13 protein-coding genes and 2 rRNA genes are annotated in these 18577 nt (G+C 58.7%); 8 read left to right on the top strand and 7 right to left on the bottom strand.

Translation table 11 applies throughout. The features are described 5' to 3' along the window. Window positions 1–221 precede the first annotated feature (221 nt). From BLU52_RS20365 to BLU52_RS20345, 5 genes are all read left to right on the top strand, one after another. Window positions 222–3115: ribosomal RNA gene (locus BLU52_RS20365) — 23S ribosomal RNA — on the top strand. 151 nt (window positions 3116–3266) lie between these two features. Further along, window positions 3267–3382: ribosomal RNA gene (gene rrf / locus BLU52_RS20360) — 5S ribosomal RNA — on the top strand. A gap of 146 nt (window positions 3383–3528) precedes the next feature. Continuing rightward, a complete protein-coding gene (locus BLU52_RS20355; RefSeq protein ID WP_090286299.1) occupies window positions 3529–4188 on the top strand; it encodes a paraquat-inducible protein A in 660 nt (219 codons plus the stop codon). Then, entirely contained in the window at window positions 4175–4798 is a 624-nt protein-coding gene (locus BLU52_RS20350) for a paraquat-inducible protein A (protein WP_090286297.1), read from the top strand. Before BLU52_RS20355 ends, BLU52_RS20350 begins: the two co-directional genes overlap by 14 nt. Next, window positions 4791–7094 (top strand): PqiB family protein, encoded by a 2304-nt coding sequence (locus tag BLU52_RS20345; protein WP_090286295.1) that lies wholly within the window; start codon window positions 4791–4793, stop codon window positions 7092–7094. Before BLU52_RS20350 ends, BLU52_RS20345 begins: the two co-directional genes overlap by 8 nt. 182 nt (window positions 7095–7276) lie before the next feature. Here the strand turns inward: BLU52_RS20345 and mksF are convergent, their stop codons facing one another. From mksF to mksB, 3 genes are read right to left on the bottom strand one after another with little or no spacing between them, the layout of a single operon-like run. Next, a complete protein-coding gene (mksF, locus tag BLU52_RS20340; protein WP_090286293.1) occupies window positions 7277–10117 on the bottom strand; it encodes an Mks condensin complex protein MksF in 2841 nt (946 codons plus the stop codon). Next, entirely contained in the window at window positions 10114–10815 is a 702-nt protein-coding gene (gene mksE, locus BLU52_RS20335; protein ID WP_090286292.1) for an Mks condensin complex protein MksE, read from the bottom strand. Before mksE ends, mksF begins: the two co-directional genes overlap by 4 nt. After that, window positions 10805–12085, bottom strand: a complete 1281-nt coding sequence (gene mksB, locus BLU52_RS20330) for an Mks condensin complex protein MksB (protein ID WP_167359908.1) — start codon at window positions 12083–12085, stop codon at window positions 10805–10807. Before mksB ends, mksE begins: the two co-directional genes overlap by 11 nt. 221 nt (window positions 12086–12306) lie before the next feature. On the opposite strand from mksB, the gene BLU52_RS20325 reads away from it, so the two are divergent. Both BLU52_RS20325 and rimI read left to right on the top strand, forming a co-directional pair. Continuing rightward, the gene (locus BLU52_RS20325; protein ID WP_090286288.1) at window positions 12307–13056 is read left to right on the top strand and encodes an energy transducer TonB; all 750 of its coding nucleotides are present in this window, start codon (window positions 12307–12309) and stop codon (window positions 13054–13056) included. Beyond that, entirely contained in the window at window positions 13049–13501 is a 453-nt protein-coding gene (rimI, locus tag BLU52_RS20320; protein WP_090286286.1) for a ribosomal protein S18-alanine N-acetyltransferase, read from the top strand. Before BLU52_RS20325 ends, rimI begins: the two co-directional genes overlap by 8 nt. A 100-nt stretch (window positions 13502–13601) precedes the next feature. On the opposite strand, the gene BLU52_RS20315 is transcribed toward rimI, so the two are convergent. After that, complete coding sequence (locus tag BLU52_RS20315; protein ID WP_090286284.1) at window positions 13602–14006, bottom strand: serine kinase/phosphatase; 405 nt, start codon at window positions 14004–14006, stop codon at window positions 13602–13604. Between the two features lie 142 nt (window positions 14007–14148). Between BLU52_RS20315 and can the strand changes: the two genes are divergently transcribed. After that, complete coding sequence (gene can / locus BLU52_RS20310) at window positions 14149–14793, top strand: carbonate dehydratase (protein ID WP_090286282.1); 645 nt, start codon at window positions 14149–14151, stop codon at window positions 14791–14793. Between the two features lie 6 nt (window positions 14794–14799). Here can and BLU52_RS20305 read toward each other — a convergent pair whose 3' ends face one another. The 3 genes from BLU52_RS20305 to BLU52_RS20295 form a co-directional block, all read right to left on the bottom strand. After that, window positions 14800–15324: an SET domain-containing protein gene (locus BLU52_RS20305; protein ID WP_090286280.1), complete on the bottom strand. Its 525-nt coding sequence runs from the start codon at window positions 15322–15324 to the stop codon at window positions 14800–14802. Window positions 15325–15502: 178 nt separating this feature from the next. Beyond that, window positions 15503–16690 (bottom strand): hypothetical protein, encoded by a 1188-nt coding sequence (locus tag BLU52_RS20300; RefSeq protein WP_090286278.1) that lies wholly within the window; start codon window positions 16688–16690, stop codon window positions 15503–15505. A 235-nt stretch (window positions 16691–16925) separates the two neighbouring features. Further along, complete coding sequence (locus BLU52_RS20295; RefSeq protein ID WP_090286276.1) at window positions 16926–18344, bottom strand: short-chain fatty acid transporter; 1419 nt, start codon at window positions 18342–18344, stop codon at window positions 16926–16928. Between the last annotated feature and the right edge of the window lie 233 nt (window positions 18345–18577).

Here is an 18577-nt window from a genome sequence, read left to right as displayed (position 1 = left end):
TGAAAGCTTAGAAATGAATATTCCGAGAGAATATTGATTTCTAGTCTTTTGATTAGATCGTTCTTTAAAAATTTGGGTATGTGATAGAAAGATAGACTGAACGTTACTTTCACTGGTAACGGATCAGGCTAAGGTAAAATTTGTGAGTTCTCTTAATTGAGAAATTCGAATTTTCGGCGAATGTCGTCTTCACAGTATAACCAGATTGCTTGGGGTTATATGGTCAAGTGAAGAAGCGCATACGGTGGATGCCTTGGCAGTCAGAGGCGATGAAAGACGTGGTAGCCTGCGAAAAGCTTCGGGGAGTCGGCAAACAGACTTTGATCCGGAGATGTCTGAATGGGGGAACCCAGCCATCACAAGATGGTTATCTTGTACTGAATACATAGGTGCAAGAGGCGAACCAGGGGAACTGAAACATCTAAGTACCCTGAGGAAAAGAAATCAACCGAGATTCCCTTAGTAGTGGCGAGCGAACGGGGACTAGCCCTTAAGTGGCTTTGAGATTAGCGGAACGCTCTGGAAAGTGCGGCCATAGTGGGTGATAGCCCTGTACGCGAAAATCTCTTAGTCATGAAATCGAGTAGGACGGAGCACGAGAAACTTTGTCTGAATATGGGGGGACCATCCTCCAAGGCTAAATACTACTGACTGACCGATAGTGAACTAGTACCGTGAGGGAAAGGCGAAAAGAACCCCGGAGAGGGGAGTGAAATAGATCCTGAAACCGTATGCGTACAAGCAGTGGGAGCCCACTTTGTTGGGTGACTGCGTACCTTTTGTATAATGGGTCAGCGACTTATTTTCAGTGGCGAGCTTAACCGAATAGGGGAGGCGTAGCGAAAGCGAGTCTTAATAGGGCGTCTAGTCGCTGGGAATAGACCCGAAACCGGGCGATCTATCCATGGGCAGGTTGAAGGTTAGGTAACACTGACTGGAGGACCGAACCGACTACCGTTGAAAAGTTAGCGGATGACCTGTGGATCGGAGTGAAAGGCTAATCAAGCTCGGAGATAGCTGGTTCTCCTCGAAAGCTATTTAGGTAGCGCCTCATGTATCACTGTAGGGGGTAGAGCACTGTTTCGGCTAGGGGGTCATCCCGACTTACCAAACCGATGCAAACTCCGAATACCTACAAGTGCCGAGCATGGGAGACACACGGCGGGTGCTAACGTCCGTCGTGAAAAGGGAAACAACCCAGACCGTCAGCTAAGGTCCCAAAGTTATGGTTAAGTGGGAAACGATGTGGGAAGGCTTAGACAGCTAGGAGGTTGGCTTAGAAGCAGCCACCCTTTAAAGAAAGCGTAATAGCTCACTAGTCGAGTCGGCCTGCGCGGAAGATGTAACGGGGCTCAAACCATACACCGAAGCTACGGGTATCATCTTAGGATGATGCGGTAGAGGAGCGTTCTGTAAGCCTGTGAAGGTGAGTTGAGAAGCTTGCTGGAGGTATCAGAAGTGCGAATGCTGACATGAGTAACGACAATGGGTGTGAAAAACACCCACGCCGAAAGACCAAGGTTTCCTGCGCAACGTTAATCGACGCAGGGTTAGTCGGTCCCTAAGGCGAGGCTGAAAAGCGTAGTCGATGGAAAACAGGTTAATATTCCTGTACTTCTGGTTATTGCGATGGAGGGACGGAGAAGGCTAGGCCAGCTTGGCGTTGGTTGTCCAAGTTTAAGGTGGTAGGCTGAGATCTTAGGTAAATCCGGGATCTTAAGGCCGAGAGCTGATGACGAGTTACCCTTTGGGTGACGAAGTGGTTGATGCCATGCTTCCAAGAAAAGCTTCTAAGCTTCAGGTAACCAGGAACCGTACCCCAAACCGACACAGGTGGTTGGGTAGAGAATACCAAGGCGCTTGAGAGAACTCGGGTGAAGGAACTAGGCAAAATGGCACCGTAACTTCGGGAGAAGGTGCGCCGGTGAGGGTGAAGGACTTGCTCCGTAAGCTCATGCCGGTCGAAGATACCAGGCCGCTGCGACTGTTTATTAAAAACACAGCACTCTGCAAACACGAAAGTGGACGTATAGGGTGTGACGCCTGCCCGGTGCCGGAAGGTTAATTGATGGGGTTAGCTAACGCGAAGCTCTTGATCGAAGCCCCGGTAAACGGCGGCCGTAACTATAACGGTCCTAAGGTAGCGAAATTCCTTGTCGGGTAAGTTCCGACCTGCACGAATGGCGTAACGATGGCGGCGCTGTCTCCACCCGAGACTCAGTGAAATTGAAATCGCTGTGAAGATGCAGTGTATCCGCGGCTAGACGGAAAGACCCCGTGAACCTTTACTATAGCTTTGCACTGGACTTTGAATTTGCTTGTGTAGGATAGGTGGGAGGCTTTGAAGCGTGGACGCCAGTTCGCGTGGAGCCATCCTTGAAATACCACCCTGGCAACTTTGAGGTTCTAACTCAGGTCCGTTATCCGGATCGAGGACAGTGTATGGTGGGTAGTTTGACTGGGGCGGTCTCCTCCTAAAGAGTAACGGAGGAGTACGAAGGTGCGCTCAGACCGGTCGGAAATCGGTCGTAGAGTATAAAGGCAAAAGCGCGCTTGACTGCGAGACAGACACGTCGAGCAGGTACGAAAGTAGGTCTTAGTGATCCGGTGGTTCTGTATGGAAGGGCCATCGCTCAACGGATAAAAGGTACTCCGGGGATAACAGGCTGATACCGCCCAAGAGTTCATATCGACGGCGGTGTTTGGCACCTCGATGTCGGCTCATCACATCCTGGGGCTGAAGCCGGTCCCAAGGGTATGGCTGTTCGCCATTTAAAGTGGTACGCGAGCTGGGTTTAGAACGTCGTGAGACAGTTCGGTCCCTATCTGCCGTGGACGTTTGAGATTTGAGAGGGGCTGCTCCTAGTACGAGAGGACCGGAGTGGACGAACCTCTGGTGTTCCGGTTGTCACGCCAGTGGCATTGCCGGGTAGCTATGTTCGGGAAAGATAACCGCTGAAAGCATCTAAGCGGGAAACTTGCCTCAAGATGAGATCTCACTGGAACCTTGAGTTCCCTGAAGGGCCGTCGAAGACTACGACGTTGATAGGTTGGGTGTGTAAGCGCTGTGAGGCGTTGAGCTAACCAATACTAATTGCCCGTGAGGCTTGACCATATAACACCCAAGCAATTTGAGTCGAAGAGACCAGATTGCGGTGTGTGAAGACGAAACGAACCGAAAGTTCGAAACGCACAAACACCGAAAGCTGTCACATACCCAATTTGCTGAAGCGAGGCCATCTGGTCACGAGTCAGTACCCGAATTTCTTGACGACCATAGAGCGTTGGAACCACCTGATCCCATCCCGAACTCAGCAGTGAAACGATGCATCGCCGATGGTAGTGTGGGGTTTCCCCATGTGAGAGTAGGTCATCGTCAAGATTAAATTCCGAAACCCCAATTGCGAAAGCAGTTGGGGTTTTGTTTTGCCTGCGGGAAAGTTTGCGTGCACTAGCGAACAAATTTGCACAGTTATTTTCCAATCACAGCACTAGAATAGCCCCACCTTTTTTGGAGCCAGAGCCTGTATGTCAGAGTCGGTTGACGCCCCCGGGCTGTCAGAATTACCGCTGGAAGACCTGGTAGCCTGTCATGAGTGCGACCTGCTGATGCGCAAGCCTCAACTCGCTCACGGCGAGAAGGCCGTCTGTCCGCGTTGTGGTTACGAGTTGTACGCCCACCGCCATAACGTGGTGCAGCGCAGCCTTGCCTTGGTGATCGCTGCGCTGCTGTTGTATATCCCGGCAAACTTTCTACCCATCATGCAGCTCAATATTCTCGGCCAAACCTCGCAAGACACCGTTTGGAGCGGTGTTGTGGGCCTGTTCAACACCGACATGCAGGGCGTTTCGATTGTCGTTTTCTTGTGCAGCATGGCCATACCGCTGCTGAAGCTGCTGTGCCAGTTATTCGTTTTACTGACGATCCAATTCAATGTCGGTCGCAGTTACGGCTTGCTGCTTTACCGCATTTACCACCACCTCAGAGACTGGGGAATGCTCGAGGTCTACCTCATGGGCGTGCTGGTGGCGATCGTCAAGCTGGCAGATATGGCAGCAATCACGGTCGGCCTCGGTTTGGCGTGTTTCATCGGTTTGTTGCTCGTGCAGGTCTGGCTGGAAGTGGTGATGTCACCGCATCAGATCTGGCAGGCGTTATCAGGAGAGGATGCCCATGCGGGCGATTGATGCAGGCATTCTGGTGTGCACCGAGTGCCACGAACTGAACAAGCAGGAAGCCGACCTCGATCAGCAGACATGTACCCGTTGCGGTGCGCTGGTACACGCCCGGCGTCCGAATAGCCTGACCCGAACCTGGGCGCTGCTGATCACCGCTGCGATCATTTACATCCCGGCCAATGTCCTGCCGATCATGACGGTCAGTTCTCTGGGGCAGGGCGATCCAAGCACGATCATGTCCGGGGTGATCCAGTTGGTGCAGCACGGCATGATTCCGATTGCAGCCGTGGTGTTCATTGCCAGCATTCTGGTGCCGACCTTCAAACTGGTCGGCATTGCGCTGCTGCTGTTTTCGGTGCAGCGACGTCAGCCGTTATCCGCGCGTCAGCGCATCTGGATGTACCGCTTTATCGAATTCATCGGTCGCTGGTCGATGCTCGATATTTTTGTGATCGCCATTCTGGTGGCGGTCGTCAACTTCGGCCGACTCGCCAGTGTCGAAGCCAATCTTGGTGCCATCGCCTTCGCCACTGTGGTGATTCTGACGATGCTTGCCGCAGTAACTTTTGATCCCCGGCTGATTTGGGATAACACGGAGTCGGACGACGACCATGACTGATTTGCCTGTAGCGAAAACCCGACCGGCCTCGAACTGGTCTGCCATCTGGGTGCTGCCTCTGATCGCGCTGATCATCGGCGGCTGGCTTGGCTGGCGTGCCTACTCCGAAACCGGTATCGAAATCCAGGTTCGCTTTGAAAGCGGCGAAGGCATCCAGGCCAACAAGACTGAAGTGGTCTACAAAGGCATGCCGGTCGGCAAGGTCAAGACGCTCAAGCTCGACGATGAAGGCAACTCCAAAGGCGTGATTGCCACCGTCGAAATGAACAAGGACGTCGAACAGTACCTGAAAACCAGCACGCGGTTCTGGCTGGTCAAGCCGAGCGTGACCCTGGCCGGCATTACCGGCCTGGAAACCCTGGTGTCGGGTAACTACGTCGCTATCAGTCCGGGCGAAGGCGAGCCGACGCGCAAGTTCAAGGCGCTGGCCGAAGAGCCTCCGCTGTCTGACGCCAAGCCCGGTTTGCACCTGACCATCAAGGCTGATCGCCTCGGCTCGCTGAATCGCGGCAGCCCGGTGTTCTACAAACAGATTCAGGTGGGTCAGGTTAAAAGCTATCTGCTGTCGGAGGACCAGAGCACCGTTGAGCTCAAAGTCTTCATCGAGCCGACCTACGCCAAACTGGTGCGCAAACACACGCGTTTCTGGAATGCCAGTGGCATCAGCATCGACGCCAACCTGTCCGGGGTGAAAGTGCGCAGCGAATCGCTGGCCAGTATCGTCGCCGGCGGTATCGCCTTCGCCACCCCTGAGAACCGCAAGGACAGCCCGCCGACCGATCCAAGCCTGCCGTTCCGTCTCTACGAAGACTTTGATGCGGCGGCAGCGGGTATCCGAGTGAAGGTCAAACTCAGCGACTTCGAAGGCCTGCAGGCCGGTCGTACGCCGGTGATGTACAAAGGCATTCAGGTCGGCAACCTGAAAGCCCTCAAGATCGATCCGGATCTGAACAGCGCCACTGCCGAGCTGACCCTCGATCCTCTGGCCGAAGATTATCTGGTCGACGGCACACAATTCTGGGTGGTCAAGCCGTCGATTTCTCTGGCGGGTATCACCGGGCTGGAAGCGTTGGTGAAAGGTAACTACATCGCGGTGCGTCCGGGCGACAAAGGTGCGGCGCCGAAGCGTGAATTCGAAGCGCGACCGAAAGCGCCGCCACTCGACCTGCGCTCGCCCGGCCTGCACCTTGTACTGTTTACCGACACCCTCGGTTCCATCGATGTCGGCAGTCCTATTCTGTACAAGCAGGTCAAGGTCGGTTCGGTGCAGAGCTACCAGTTTTCCAAGACGCGCAAGCAACTGGTCATCGGTGTGCACATCGAGAAAGAATACGAAAATCTGGTCAACGCCTCGACGCGCTTCTGGAATGTCAGCGGCGTGACGCTGACCGGCGGTTTGACCGGCGGGATTCAGGTCAAGAGTGAGTCGCTGCAGACGCTGATGGTTGGCGGCATCGCCTTCGAAACGCCGCAAGCCAAGGCGCCGTTGCAAAAGCGTATTCCGCGTTTCCGCCTGTTCGCCAGTCACGACGAGGCCAACCAGAAGGGCGCCGTGGTCACCATCAAGGTCGAGCGCGCGGACGGTCTGCGTAGCGGCACTCCGGTGCGCTTCAAGGGGCTGGACGTCGGCAAGATCGAAAGTGTCGATCTGACCGACGATCTGCAATCGGTCATCCTCACCGCGCGTATAACCGAAGTGCCGGAGAAGATCGCCCGGGTCGGCAGTCAGTTCTGGGTGGTCAAACCTGAGCTGGGCCTGATCAAGACTGAAAACCTGGAAACCCTGGTCACTGGTAAGTACATCGAGGTGCAGCCAGCGGCGAAGAACCTTGGCCCGCAGAAAAACTTTGTCGCCCTGGCTGAGGCCCCGGAAGTGACGAAGCAGGAAGCAGGTTTGAGTCTGGTATTGAGCGCGGCGCGTCGTGGCTCGCTGAAACCGGGTGTGCCGGTTACTTATCGGGAAATTACCGTGGGCAAAGTCACCGGTTATGAGCTGGGCCAGACGGCTGACCGGGTACTGGTACACATTCTGATCGAGCCGAAATACGCGCCGTTGGTGCGCAGTGGCAGCCGCTTCTGGAACACCAGTGGGGTCGGTTTTGATTACGGCTTGTTCAAAGGTGTCACGGTGCGCACCGAATCCCTGGAAACGCTGATTCAGGGCGGCATCGCCTTCGCTACGCCGGACGGTGAGCGCATGGGCAACCCGGCGCGGGCCGAGCAGACGTTCCCGTTGTTCGACAAGTTTGAGGATGAGTGGCTGACCTGGGCGCCGAAGATTTCGCTCGGTAAGTAAATCCTGCGGTGTCTGAAGTGGCGCCATCGCGAGCAGGCTCACTCCTACAGGGAAACGCATTCCAACTGTAGGAGTGAGCCTGCTCGCGATAGGGCCAGCCAATTCAGCACAAAACTCAAGCCATGAAAAAGGGCCGCGATCCCATCGGATCGCGGCCCATTTTCGTTTTCAGTCAAAGCCGATCAAACTGCATCCAGCTCCGGCTCATCCGCTTGCACGTTCAACGTGGCCTTCACCACATCATGGCGACGGATGTATTTCCAGTCCGCCTCATCGATGTAGATCCCCGCCGGACCGCTACCGCCTTCAAGGTCGATCGCAACACTGGCGCAGACCTGTGGCTTCACACTCGCCAGAATCGGCACGAAGCCCAGTTGCAGACTGGTTTCCAGCAATGCGGCCTGGTTCTTCTCGTCAATGTCCGCCGCCTCGTCGAGGTAGTACGGCAGGCGCACGCGGCCGGCCAGGTCGCGGTCCATCAAGTGCAGCAACAAATACATGTTGGTCAGCGCCTTGATGGTCATGGTCGTCCCGTTGGACGCCGCGCCATCGATGTCGGTGTGGATCACCGGTTGGCCGTTGACCTTGGTGATCTCGAACGCTAGTTCGAACAAGTCCTTGAGGCCGAGCTGGTTGTGGTTGGCGGCCACCAGTCGCGCCAGATATTCCTTGGCCTCTTCGTTCTTGTTGTCCTGCTCGGCGCTCTGGCTCAGATCGAACACCGACAGGGTTTCGCCTTCTTCGTACTGACCGGCGCTGTGGATGATCTGATCGATGTGCTTGAGCGCTTCCTTGTTCGGTGCCAGGACAATGCGGAAGCTTTGCAGGTTGGAGACCTGACGCTTGTTGATCTCGCGGTTGAACAGCGCCAGTTGATGCTCAAGGCTGTCGTAGTCGCTGCGGATGTTGCGCAGGGTGCGTGCGATGTCGGTGACCGCCGCGCGGCGCGCCTTGCCCAGCGTCAGTGCTTCATCGGTGCGGTGCGCGTAAGCGTTGATCAGCAGCGACAGGCGGCGCTCCATGTCGTCTTCGCTGTCGAACTTGGCCACGCCTTTGAGGCGCACCTGCGCATACAACGCTTCGATCTGACCGTCGGCGCGCAGCAAGCCCTGCCAACTGTCCTGATAGTCGTTGAGCAGCGGCAGCAAGTTGTCCATCGAGTCGTCGACCGGGTCCATGAACGGCGTGCCGAACGGCAGATCAGTTGGCAGCAGCTGGCGGCGACGCAGGGCGTCGTCGAGCGTGCGTTGTTTGGCTTCCATGTCGGCGATCTGCCGGCCGACCAGTTGCAGCTTGGCCGACAGTTGCTGGACGCGCTCGGTGAAAGCATCGCTGGAGCGCTTGAGTTCGTCCTGTGCGGCTTCCATTTGCGCCAGTTGCTCGAGTTTGTCGGCTTCTTCGGCGCTCAGGGTTTGCGTGCGGCGGAAATCTTCCAGCGCTTTCTGCGCATCCAGTACCTGCTGGTACAGCGCTTCGGTCTGGGTTTTGCTCGCGGCGCGGTCAGCAGCCACGGCTTGTTGGGTTTTCAGTTGCTTGAGTTCTTTTTCCAGACGCTCTTTTTGATCGCGCAACGCGGCGCGGTCGGCCAGCGCTTGCAGGGCCGGCGGCTCTATGTGCGAGATGTCGATCGACAGGCCCGGCACTTCGAAGCGCTCGCCTTTGAAACCATCAAGAATCAGCTCGACCGATTTGACCCACTCGCCGTTCTCGTCGAGGGTGATGCCGTGTTCGCCCAGCGGCAGGCTGAACAGCGCGCTGTTGAACAGACGCATCAGGCGTTCGACGTCCTGTTGCGAAAACTCTTCGCGCAGACGGGCGTAGCTGTTGTTGTCGGCGTTATCGAGTTGCTGCTTCACCGACTTCAGGCGTTTTTCCAGATCGCGCAGACGCTCTTCGAGATCTTCGGCGCTGAACTGCCGCGACTGCGCCAGCGCGCCGGCCAGTTCGTCGTGCGCGTCTTTGGCGGCGAGCAGTTGTTGCTCGAGCACTTTGACGTCATCGACCAGCGCGAAGCGGTTTTTCAGCACCGACAGCTCGCCGAGCCAGCGCTGGATGCCGGAAATCTCCCGCTCCAGACGCATCAGTTCCTGAGTGCCGCCGCGCTGATCGTTTTGCAGATCGTCCTGCTCGCGGCGGTAGTGCTCGGCTTGCAGCGTCAGCTCTTCCTTGCGCGCGGTGGCGTAGTCAGACCAGGTGCCGAGCAGCGAATCGAGCAGCGGCGACAGGCGATGCAGTTTGCCGCGCAGCACATCGCGCTGTTTCACGCCGTTAGCCAGCGCTTCGACCAACGGACCGGCGGCAACCAATGAGTTGTAATCCTGCTCCATACGTCGTACGTCGCGGAAGGCTTCTTCGCACGCGGCGATGTAATCGACGCTGCCGGAACGCAGGCTGTGCTCAAAGGCATCGAGGAACAGTTGCTTGAGCTTGGCCGCAGTGATTTCGCGCATGTGCAGCAGGTTGATGAACAGCGCACGGAAGGTTTTCAGGCTTTGCTCGCTGGTCGAGCGCAGCGGAATCAGCGTCAGGTCGAGCGGGATCGACGTGTGACCGCCGACCAGCAAACGACGCAGTTCGTCAGGCTTGAGTTCGTAGGCTTTCAGGCCTTCTTTCTCAAGGTTGCTGAACAGCTCTTTCTGGCGCAGGCAGGTTTCGTTTTTCTGATAATGGGCCAGGTCGAGTTTGCCGGCGTAGGCGAAGAACTGATGACCGAAACCACCGCCCGGGCCACGACCGACCACACCAATCACGTGCGGGCCGTGAGGCAGGTTAACTTCGACGAGGATGTAGCTGGTGTCGGAGGCGAAGTAAAAGCGCCGCGATTGCTCGAGGCTGTACTTGCCGAAACTCATGTCCGACATGCGCGCCAGAATCGGGAACTGCAAGGCGTTGATCGATGCCGATTTGCCGAGGTTGTTCGCGCCGTAAACCGATAGCGGTTCTTCCAGCGGGAACAGGCCGAGGCTGTATCCAGCGGTGTTCAAAAGGGCAAAGCGGCGGATGCCGTAGCGTTCCTGGCTCATGCGTCGGACTCCTGTTCTTCGGCAATGGCGCGGGCCAGTGCGTCTTCTTCGCTTTCTTCGGCAAACTCACTGAGGTCCAGTGGGTCGTCGGTTTCGAGGAATCTGGCTTCGGCCGCTTCGTCGATCAGCACCGGTGCCGGCAGCGGCAGCACGCTGTGCACGCTGGCCGCCAGGTCGCGGTCCTGCTGCACCGACAGGCACACATCGAGGAAACGGTGCATCGGCGGCAAGAAGCGGTACACGCCGTTTTCTTCGCCGGCGAAACCCAGTTGAGTCATGCGGCGCATGATCTTTTCCTCGAGTTCTTCAACGGTCTGCACTTCGGCCTGGATGAACAGGTCGCGATACTTGTCCAGCAGCGACGGCAGTTCTTCACGGCCGAGGCTGCCGCCGTCGAGGACGGCGATCGGGTCGCGGCCCTGATCAGCCAGATGCTCAACGAGGATGAAGGTGAACAACGCCAGACGCTGGGCGGTCTTGTTCACCGCCGCGGCGGCCATGTCCGGCACGAAGTAGTAGAAGCCACGGGTGTCGCAGACCAGTTCAAAGCCCAGCGCCTTGAACAGCGTGCGGTACTGGTCCTGGAAGTTCGACAGCTGGGCGTACAGCTCCGGGTCGCGGCGGCTGACGTGGTAGCCCTTGAACAACTCGCGGAAGATCGGCGCCAGTTGCGACAGTTCGGAAAGATCAAGATGCATGGGGGATGCTCGCAGAATCCTCGGCGGCGGTGTCGCTGGCCGAGAGCAGGGCGAAGGAGCGCAGGCTGACCTGATGCTCGTGAGTGTGGTATTCGCGGCGTTCCAGACGCTCGCGCTTGAAGCGTTTTTCCCGCGACAGGCGCGAGAACCAGTAAAGCAATTCGTCAGTGGCGCCGTCCGGTTCCTGCTCCAGCAGCCAGGTCATCAGATCCGGCATCGGCAGGGCTTCTTCGCAGCGGTCGACCATCTCGCGCACGGTGCGCGGTGCACGCGGCGCATCGCCAGCCTTCTGGGTCTTGTGCGCCTTGGGGAAGCGCGCCGGTTTCGGCTCGAAACGCGCCAACGCATAGACGTAGGCTTCGACCTGACTGGCGCTGCCGAGAAAGGTGCTTTGCGGGCGGGTGAACAATGGCATCGCCGCTTGCGGCACGGCGTCGATGCCTTTACGTCGGATCGCCGCCAGCGCCAGTGCCGCACCACGGGTCACGGCGTTGTGCCGGCGCGCTTCTTCACGCAACGGCAGCAGCAGTTCGCGGGCATGACGCAGAGTCAGCTGGGCGCTGGTCTGCATTTCAAGAATGCGCGCGTGGGTGCGCAGGAGCATGTCGTCATCGACCAGGTGGCCCAGGCGCTGCTGTTCGCTGAGCATTTTCAGCAACACCGTTTCGACCTTGCGCACGCCTTGTTCAAAGGCGCCGTCGGCGTTGACCAGATCGATCATCGGCTCGACGTATTCGTCCCACGTCGCCAGTACTTCGGCGTAACGCTGACGCAACGGAATCTGCCGGTCGCTGGTCTTGGCGCGTTCGGCCACGGCGACCAGCGCCTGTTCGTCGTTATCGAGTTTCTTCAGCACGTCGCGCACGCGCATGTCGAGCAGGCGCAATTGGCGGGCGAGGTCGTTGCCGTCGCGTACTTCGAAGGCGTCCTGAATGTAACCGGCCAGCCGTTCGAGGTGACGCAGGTAGGCTTCGATTTCCAGGCACAGGCCCAGCCGGTGTTCGCGGCGCAGGTAGGCAAGGAAGTCGTGGATCTGCGCGTTCAGCTCGAAACGGTTCGGGCTTTTCGCCACGGGCACCAGGATGTCGAGGCGAATCCACACGTCGAGCAGGCTGGTGATGTCCTGCGGCGTGCTGTCGAGTTGTTGGGCGGCCAGTTGCGTGCGCAGTTCGTTGAGGCTCAGGGTGCCTTGGTCGAAGTGCTCGCACAGTGGCTCCAGAAGTGCCCAGTGTTCAGCGAGGGCGCGCAAGACGCGCTTGGGTTCGATCATCGGAATGGCCGGCTGGTTGGCGATTAAAAGCCGCGATTGTACTGCATCGAAGCCGATGCGATTCACTCTCGGGACGGACTGCTGCGTTTCTTTTCAATCAAGTGCATCGATCAACAGCAGGCGATCTTGAGCGAAGGGCGGTAGAATCAGCGCACTTTCCGTTATCCACAAGTGGCCGACCCTTGCTTATCGAGTCCCGCCGCCGCGCCTATTTGAACGCCATGCAGGTGGTCAACTGGCTGCCGCGCACCGAATTGCCCTTCGCCGCGCCGTCCCGGCCCGAGTTGCTGGACATGCCCGAGCCTGAGCTTGAAGCGCCCGTCGCGCCTGCGCCGCAGGCCCAGGCACCGGTGCAGCCGGCGGTCGCGCGGCCTAGCGAACGACCGAAAATCGAGGTGCCACGGCCTTCGCTGGCCAGCACCCGCAATGGTGCCAAACCGGTGGAAGAGGCCGACCCCACGCCGGTCGTCGCCAAACCCGCCCCGGTGCCGCCACCCCGTTTTGCCCTGCAATTGCTGCGCGCCGGGCGCTGCCTGCTGCTGGTCGAGTTACCCACAGGCGAAGCGTTCCAGAGCCGCGACCCGGCTTATCTGTTGCTCAAGGACATGCTGCGCGCCGCGGGTCTGCCGGAGGCGCCGCAAATCGTCGGTGAGCCGGTGCGCTGGCCGTGGCTAAATCGCGGCACGCTGGACCAAGGCCCGGACGCGGCGCGGGACTTCGTCCAGGGTTTCCTCTCGGTACAAATGGAAGCGGCACCCTGCGCCTGCCTGTGGCTGATCGGCTTGCCGGCCGTGCGTTTTGCCGGCGAAGCGGACGCCGAGGCGTTCAATCGTGAATTGCAGATCGAAGGTCTGGGCCCGGCCTGGGCGATTCCCGGTCTGGAATTGTTAATGGAAGAGCCGCAGCGCAAAGCCGCTGTGTGGCAAGCCATGCGTCGGCTGATGGCGCGCTGGAAAGAATCGAATGAGTGACGCGGTAACCTTCCGCCCGATGACCGAGGCGGATCTCGAGGCAGTGCTGAAAATCGAGTACGCCGCTTACAGTCATCCGTGGACCCGGGGAATTTTTCTCGACGGTCTCGGCAAATACCAGATCTGGCTGATGTTCGAAGGGCAGCAGCAGGTCGGGCATGGTGTGGTGCAGATCATTCTCGACGAGGCGCACCTGCTCAACATCACCGTCAAGCCTGAGAACCAGGGACGTGGGCTGGGGCTGACGTTGCTGGAGCATCTGATGTCGATTGCCTACAAGGCTGAAGCTCGGGAGTGCTTTCTTGAAGTGCGCGACAGCAATACTGCGGCGTTCAAGTTGTATGAGCGTTATGGCTTCAACGAGATTGGCCGGCGCCGGGATTATTATCCGGCGGTGGGTGGGCGCGAAGATGCGGTGGTGATGGCCTGTACCCTTGTTGACTGAAGCTTAAAAGCATCGCGAGCAGGCTCACTCTTACAATTTGGAATGCGTTCCCCTGTAGGAGTGAGCCTGCTCGCGATAGCGATTTATCAGGTGCCGCTGATCAGCGCTTGCCATCCAGCGGATCCAGATCCGCCAGTTCAGCCTCGTCCAGTCCGTCACCGCCGCCGATGTCATTTTCACCGACCTCGCTCAAATCCCAGTCCGCCGGATTGCCTTCGCCAATCTCGTCGGCATCGCGGGCGCCATCGTCGCGAATCAGCGTTTCCGGACTCAAGTCGTCGTCCGTCGGCTGATGATCGTCGACCGAACCGCCGGTCAGACCTGCCTCACGCACGCGTTCGCGTGGCATCAACTGCTCGCGTTCACGTTCAGGAATCTCATCACCGATCTTCGCGCTGGGCTCTTCGTCGTCGAAATCCAGCTCATGCACCGAACCCATGCGGTCTTCGTTATCATCGATGGGCTCCGGTTGCGCCGCATCGTAGGGGCGTCGTGAATCAGTCATGGCAAATCCTCATACTGTGGGCCTTACTTGGAATGGACTCATCAGGCGCACGAGAATTCCAACGAAAACACTTTGCTCAACGGGCGTGACTCCGACGGGCGGTCGTCTATCAAACCAGCGCATCTTTCTTGAGGCCTTATCCATGCACGACTTACAAGACCTGATTGATAACAACGAGCGTTGGGCTGACGCGATCACCAAGGAAGACCCGGATTTCTTCGCCAAACTGGCGCGCCAGCAGACCCCCGAATACCTGTGGATCGGCTGTTCCGACGCACGGGTGCCAGCCAACGAAATCGTTGGCATGTTGCCTGGCGATCTGTTCGTGCACCGCAACGTCGCCAACGTGGTGCTGCACACCGACCTCAACTGTTTGTCGGTGATCCAGTACGCAGTGGACGTGCTCAAGGTCAAACACATCCTCGTTACCGGCCACTACGGTTGCGGCGGTGTGCGCGCGTCGATGCAGGACCGCCAGTTCGGTCTGATCGATGGCTGGCTGCGTTCGATCCGCGATCTGTATTACGAAAAGCGCGAAGAACTGGCCAAGCTGCCAACCGAAGAAGAGCAGGTCGACCGGATGTGCGAACTCAACGTGATCCAGCAAGTGGCCAACGTCGCGCACACCAGCATCATCCAGAACGCCTGGCATCGCGGCCAGAGCCTGTCGATCCACGGCTGCATCTACGGCATCAAGGATGGCCGCTGGAAAAGTCTCAACACCACCATCAGTGGTTTCGAGCAACTGCCGCCGCAGTATCGCTTGCGCCCGATCGGCCCGGCGTAAAGCCGCCTAGCGTCGGCCCGATTGCCGCCAGCGCTGGAGAAAGTGCAGGCCTTCCAGGCTTGGCGGTTCATCGTAACCGGTGATCCAGCCACGACAACGTGATGAGCCGCAACCGCAGGCAAACTGGCGCGAGAGTTTGTCTTCGGTGGCGGCGTAATCAATGCTCAGATGCTCGCCGCGCTGAATGTCCTTGAGCGACCACAGCCACAACTCAGTCATGTCGAGAAACGTGTTCGGGTCGCAGGCATGTTCGAGCAGTCCGCAAAAGCGAGGGTCGTACAGGTGAATGCCGCTGAGCAATTGGCGGGTCTGTCGGCAGCGATAGGGCAGCAATTGCCCGGAAACCCTGCACATCCGGTGTGTACCGGGAAAATCCCGGCGTGCGGCGATTGCCACCGGATTGGCGTAGGGATCGTGAATGATTTCGAAGTCGGCACTGGAGGGAAACCCAAGACGCACGGGCAGGCCGGAGAAAGGGTAGATGCCTTCGGTATCGTGCGGGGCAGAGCCTGCCACGGCGTGGGTATTCATGATCTTCCTTTGTCGCACGGCTATGCGACGTTGCCGGGACGACGTCCTGTCGGCCCTTGTTTACAGCCATGGATCCAATCTAGTGGTTACAGGTATAACCGGTCTACTGTCAGATGTGACAGGCGTGATAGACGTATTCCCGCGTCAGCCAGGGCTGACACGGGATGAGTCGTCAGGTTTACAGGTGCGGAGCAGGAATGGCGGTCGCCGGCAGGGGCGCTTTCAACTGTTGCAGTTGCGCCTTGATCGGCGTGCTAGCGCACTTGGCTGCGGCCTGCTCCGCTGTCAGATCACGGATCGAGGTGTAGAACAGTTCGCAGGTTTTGGCTTTCTGCGTGACCTGCCAGGTTTGCGTGCAAGTGTTCAGCGTGGTCTGCGCGTTGCTGCCCGGTTTGCTGCCCATGCCGGCCTGCCAGCAGGCGGCGCTCAAATCCTGACCCATGACTTTCAGGCCCGCAGCATCGGCCTTGGCCTGCGCATCGTCGCCGGTGTAGCTTTTCGGATCGGCGGCGTACCAGATGTAACTCGGATGGTTGGACCCCAGCACCGGCACCTGCACGCCCTCGCTCGGGCTGATGGTCGCCAGGCCCAATACGCCGACGGTCGGCCCGTATTGCTGTTTGATCCAGTTACGCACCGGCGCACCGAACGCGACCATCGGCAGCGTCGTGCCGCTGGCAGTCTGGCTGAACTGCTTGACCAGCGTGGTCTGGTAGTCCTTGAAATAGTCGTACACGCCTTCCAGGTCGCTACCGGCATTGGACGGCGCGGCAATCGGGGCGATGTCAATGATGGTCTGATAAGCCGGCGTCTGCTCAGCGGGAATGCCATTGTCAGTGAGCAACGTCGCCCAGCGATCAGTGGTGTTGGAGCGCAAGTAATCCTGCGCCTGAGTCAGCGAATAATCTGGAGGGAAGTGCAGCAACTCGACACTTTTGCGGTTTTCCAGGGCCATGCCCAGTGGCAGGAACAGGTACCAGCTGTAAGCCCATTTGCCATCGGCGTTGAGCTTGCTGGCGCCGCTGTAAGCCAGATCCCCCGCATCAAGCAGTGCGCTCAGCGGTTTGTCGTAACCCTGCGCAACACCCGTGATCTCGGCGTAGAGCTGATCGTTGTCGGTCTTCACCAGCACCTTGGCGTCGGCATAGCCATCGCGCTGCACGCTCTGGGTCAGGTAATGCGCAACGGTCTGCTCCAGCGTCCAGTTGCGGTAACAGATGACGTGACAATTATTGGGATAAGCGAAGAGGCGGGTGACGCGTTCGGTGCTGCCCAGTTTCAGGTCGACATCGGCGTGGGCGGCGGCGCTCAGCGTCAGTGCGGTGAGGGCCAGTGCGGCGGGGGAAAGTCCTGCGAACTTGAACATGCTCAGATCCTTTTCAGCGTGGAGTTCCCCGCAAGTGTCGGGGGCGTTTCATAGTGGATCAGCCGTGTGGCACAAAAAAGCGGGTCGGTACGATTTTTTTCAGCGAGTAGCGCAAGAAATGTGGGAGGCCAGCCTGCTGGCGATAGCGGTATGTCAGGCAACACTGAAGTCGACTGATAGTTTGCTATCGCCAGCGGGCTGGCTCCCACAGTTGCAGCAGGCAGCTACTTGATGGCTACGGCATCACCGGCGGCGTATACGCCAACGTCGTCCCCAGCGCCCACAGCAGCACCAGCACCAGCGGCGTGTGCACCAGCAATTGCACGAACGAGAAGCCGATCAGATCCCGCGCCTTCAAGCCGAGTACGCCGAGCAGCGGCAGCATGTAGAACGGGTTGATCAGGTTCGGCAGTGCTTCGGCGGCGTTGTAGATCTGCACGGCCCAGCCGAGGTGGTACTGCAAGTCGTTGGCGACCTGCATCACGTACGGCGCTTCGATGATCCACTTGCCGCCGCCCGACGGAATGAAAAAGCCAAGAATCGCCGAGTAGACGCCCATCAGCAGCGCATAGGTGTCGTGCGAGGCGATGCTGACGAAGAACGTCGAGATGTGGTGCGCCAGAGTCTGCGCATCCGCGCCTTTGACCGTGGTCATCAACGCGGCGATCGAGCCGTACAGCGGAAACTGGATCAGCACGCCGGTGGTGGTCGGCACGGCGCGCGCCACCGCATCGAGAAAGCTGCGCGGGCGCCAGTGCAGCAGGGCGCCGAGCATGATGAACAGGAAGTTGTAGGTATTGAGCCCGGAAATCGCAGTGATCGCCGGTTTGCTGGAAAATTCATGGAACAACCATCCCACCGCCAGCAGCACCAGCACGATGATCAACAGCGGGCTGTGTTCCAGCCATTCGCCCGGTCGTGTGCGCGGTTGCAGCGGTGGCAGGTTGAACGCCGGGTCGATGCCGCAGGCCTTCGCGTCGCGCGCCGAGTTCGGGCCGGGTGCGGTGGCGTAAGCGATGATGATCGAGATCACGATCAGCGCCAGCAACATTACGCCCGACTGCCAGAGGAAAATGGTTTCGGTGAACGGAATCACCCCGGTGATCGACAGGATCGACGGCGGCAGGCTGGCAGGGTTGGCCTGCAGTTGCGCGGCGGACGACGACAAACCCAGCGCCCACACCGCGCCAAGGCCGAGATACGCAGCGGCGCCGGCGGCGCGGTAATCCATTTTCAGGTCGGTACGGCGGGCGAGGGCGCGCACCAGCAGACCACCGAAGACCAGCGACAGGCCCCAGTTGAGCAAGGACGCGACCATCGAGATCAACGCCACCCAGGCCACGGCGGAGCGGCCATTTTTCGGGACCCGCGCCAGTCTGTCGATCAGTTTGACCGCAGGCGGCGAGCTGGCGACCACGTAGCCGCCGATCACCACGAAGGCCATCTGCATGGTGAACGGAATCAGGCTCCAGAAACCGTCGCCGAAGGCCATTGCCGCCGCGGTGGGTTTGGCACCCATGGCCAGAGTGGCGAGGGCAACGATGATGACGGCCAACGCGGCAAATACCCAGGAATCGGGAAACCAGCGTTCGGCAAAACTTGAACAGCGCAGGGCAAAGCGCGCAGAGCGGCTATCTTCGATATCAACGGCCACGGGGAGTACCTCGGAATTTTTATGGTTATTTTGGTCTGGCAGGCGAAACACAAATCCCTTGCAGGAGTGAGCCTGCTCGCGATAGCGCAATCACATTCAACACATTCAGTGACTGGACGCACGCCATCGCGAGCAGGCTCACTCCTGCAGGGCAGCGGTGTTCATCCTGCAGACAGGCATTTACAGTAAATCAAGCGCCGCCCATTTGTGATCAGCTTTTGCAAAACCATGAC

The sequence above is a fragment of the Pseudomonas granadensis genome, assembly GCF_900105485.1.
GTDB lineage: Bacteria > Pseudomonadota > Gammaproteobacteria > Pseudomonadales > Pseudomonadaceae > Aquipseudomonas > Aquipseudomonas granadensis.
The sequence above is the reverse complement of the archived record's forward strand: the minus strand, read 5'-3'. Positions and strand labels throughout refer to the sequence as shown.

What these genes read in the sequence shown, in the direction of transcription:
- BLU52_RS20355 (WP_090286299.1), top strand. Translation starts at nt 3,529, where the DNA reads ATGTCAGAGTCGGTTGACGCCCCCGGGCTGTCAGAATTACCGCTGGAA.
- BLU52_RS20350 (WP_090286297.1), top strand. Translation starts at nt 4,175, where the DNA reads ATGCGGGCGATTGATGCAGGCATTCTGGTGTGCACCGAGTGCCACGAA.
- BLU52_RS20345 (WP_090286295.1), top strand. Translation starts at nt 4,791, where the DNA reads ATGACTGATTTGCCTGTAGCGAAAACCCGACCGGCCTCGAACTGGTCT.
- mksF (WP_090286293.1), bottom strand. Translation starts at nt 10,117, where the DNA reads ATGAGCCAGGAACGCTACGGCATCCGCCGCTTTGCCCTTTTGAACACC.
- mksE (WP_090286292.1), bottom strand. Translation starts at nt 10,815, where the DNA reads ATGCATCTTGATCTTTCCGAACTGTCGCAACTGGCGCCGATCTTCCGC.
- mksB (WP_167359908.1), bottom strand. Translation starts at nt 12,085, where the DNA reads ATGATCGAACCCAAGCGCGTCTTGCGCGCCCTCGCTGAACACTGGGCA.
- BLU52_RS20325 (WP_090286288.1), top strand. Translation starts at nt 12,307, where the DNA reads ATGCAGGTGGTCAACTGGCTGCCGCGCACCGAATTGCCCTTCGCCGCG.
- rimI (WP_090286286.1), top strand. Translation starts at nt 13,049, where the DNA reads ATGAGTGACGCGGTAACCTTCCGCCCGATGACCGAGGCGGATCTCGAG.
- BLU52_RS20315 (WP_090286284.1), bottom strand. Translation starts at nt 14,006, where the DNA reads ATGACTGATTCACGACGCCCCTACGATGCGGCGCAACCGGAGCCCATC.
- can (WP_090286282.1), top strand. Translation starts at nt 14,149, where the DNA reads ATGCACGACTTACAAGACCTGATTGATAACAACGAGCGTTGGGCTGAC.
- BLU52_RS20305 (WP_090286280.1), bottom strand. Translation starts at nt 15,324, where the DNA reads ATGAATACCCACGCCGTGGCAGGCTCTGCCCCGCACGATACCGAAGGC.
- BLU52_RS20300 (WP_090286278.1), bottom strand. Translation starts at nt 16,690, where the DNA reads ATGTTCAAGTTCGCAGGACTTTCCCCCGCCGCACTGGCCCTCACCGCA.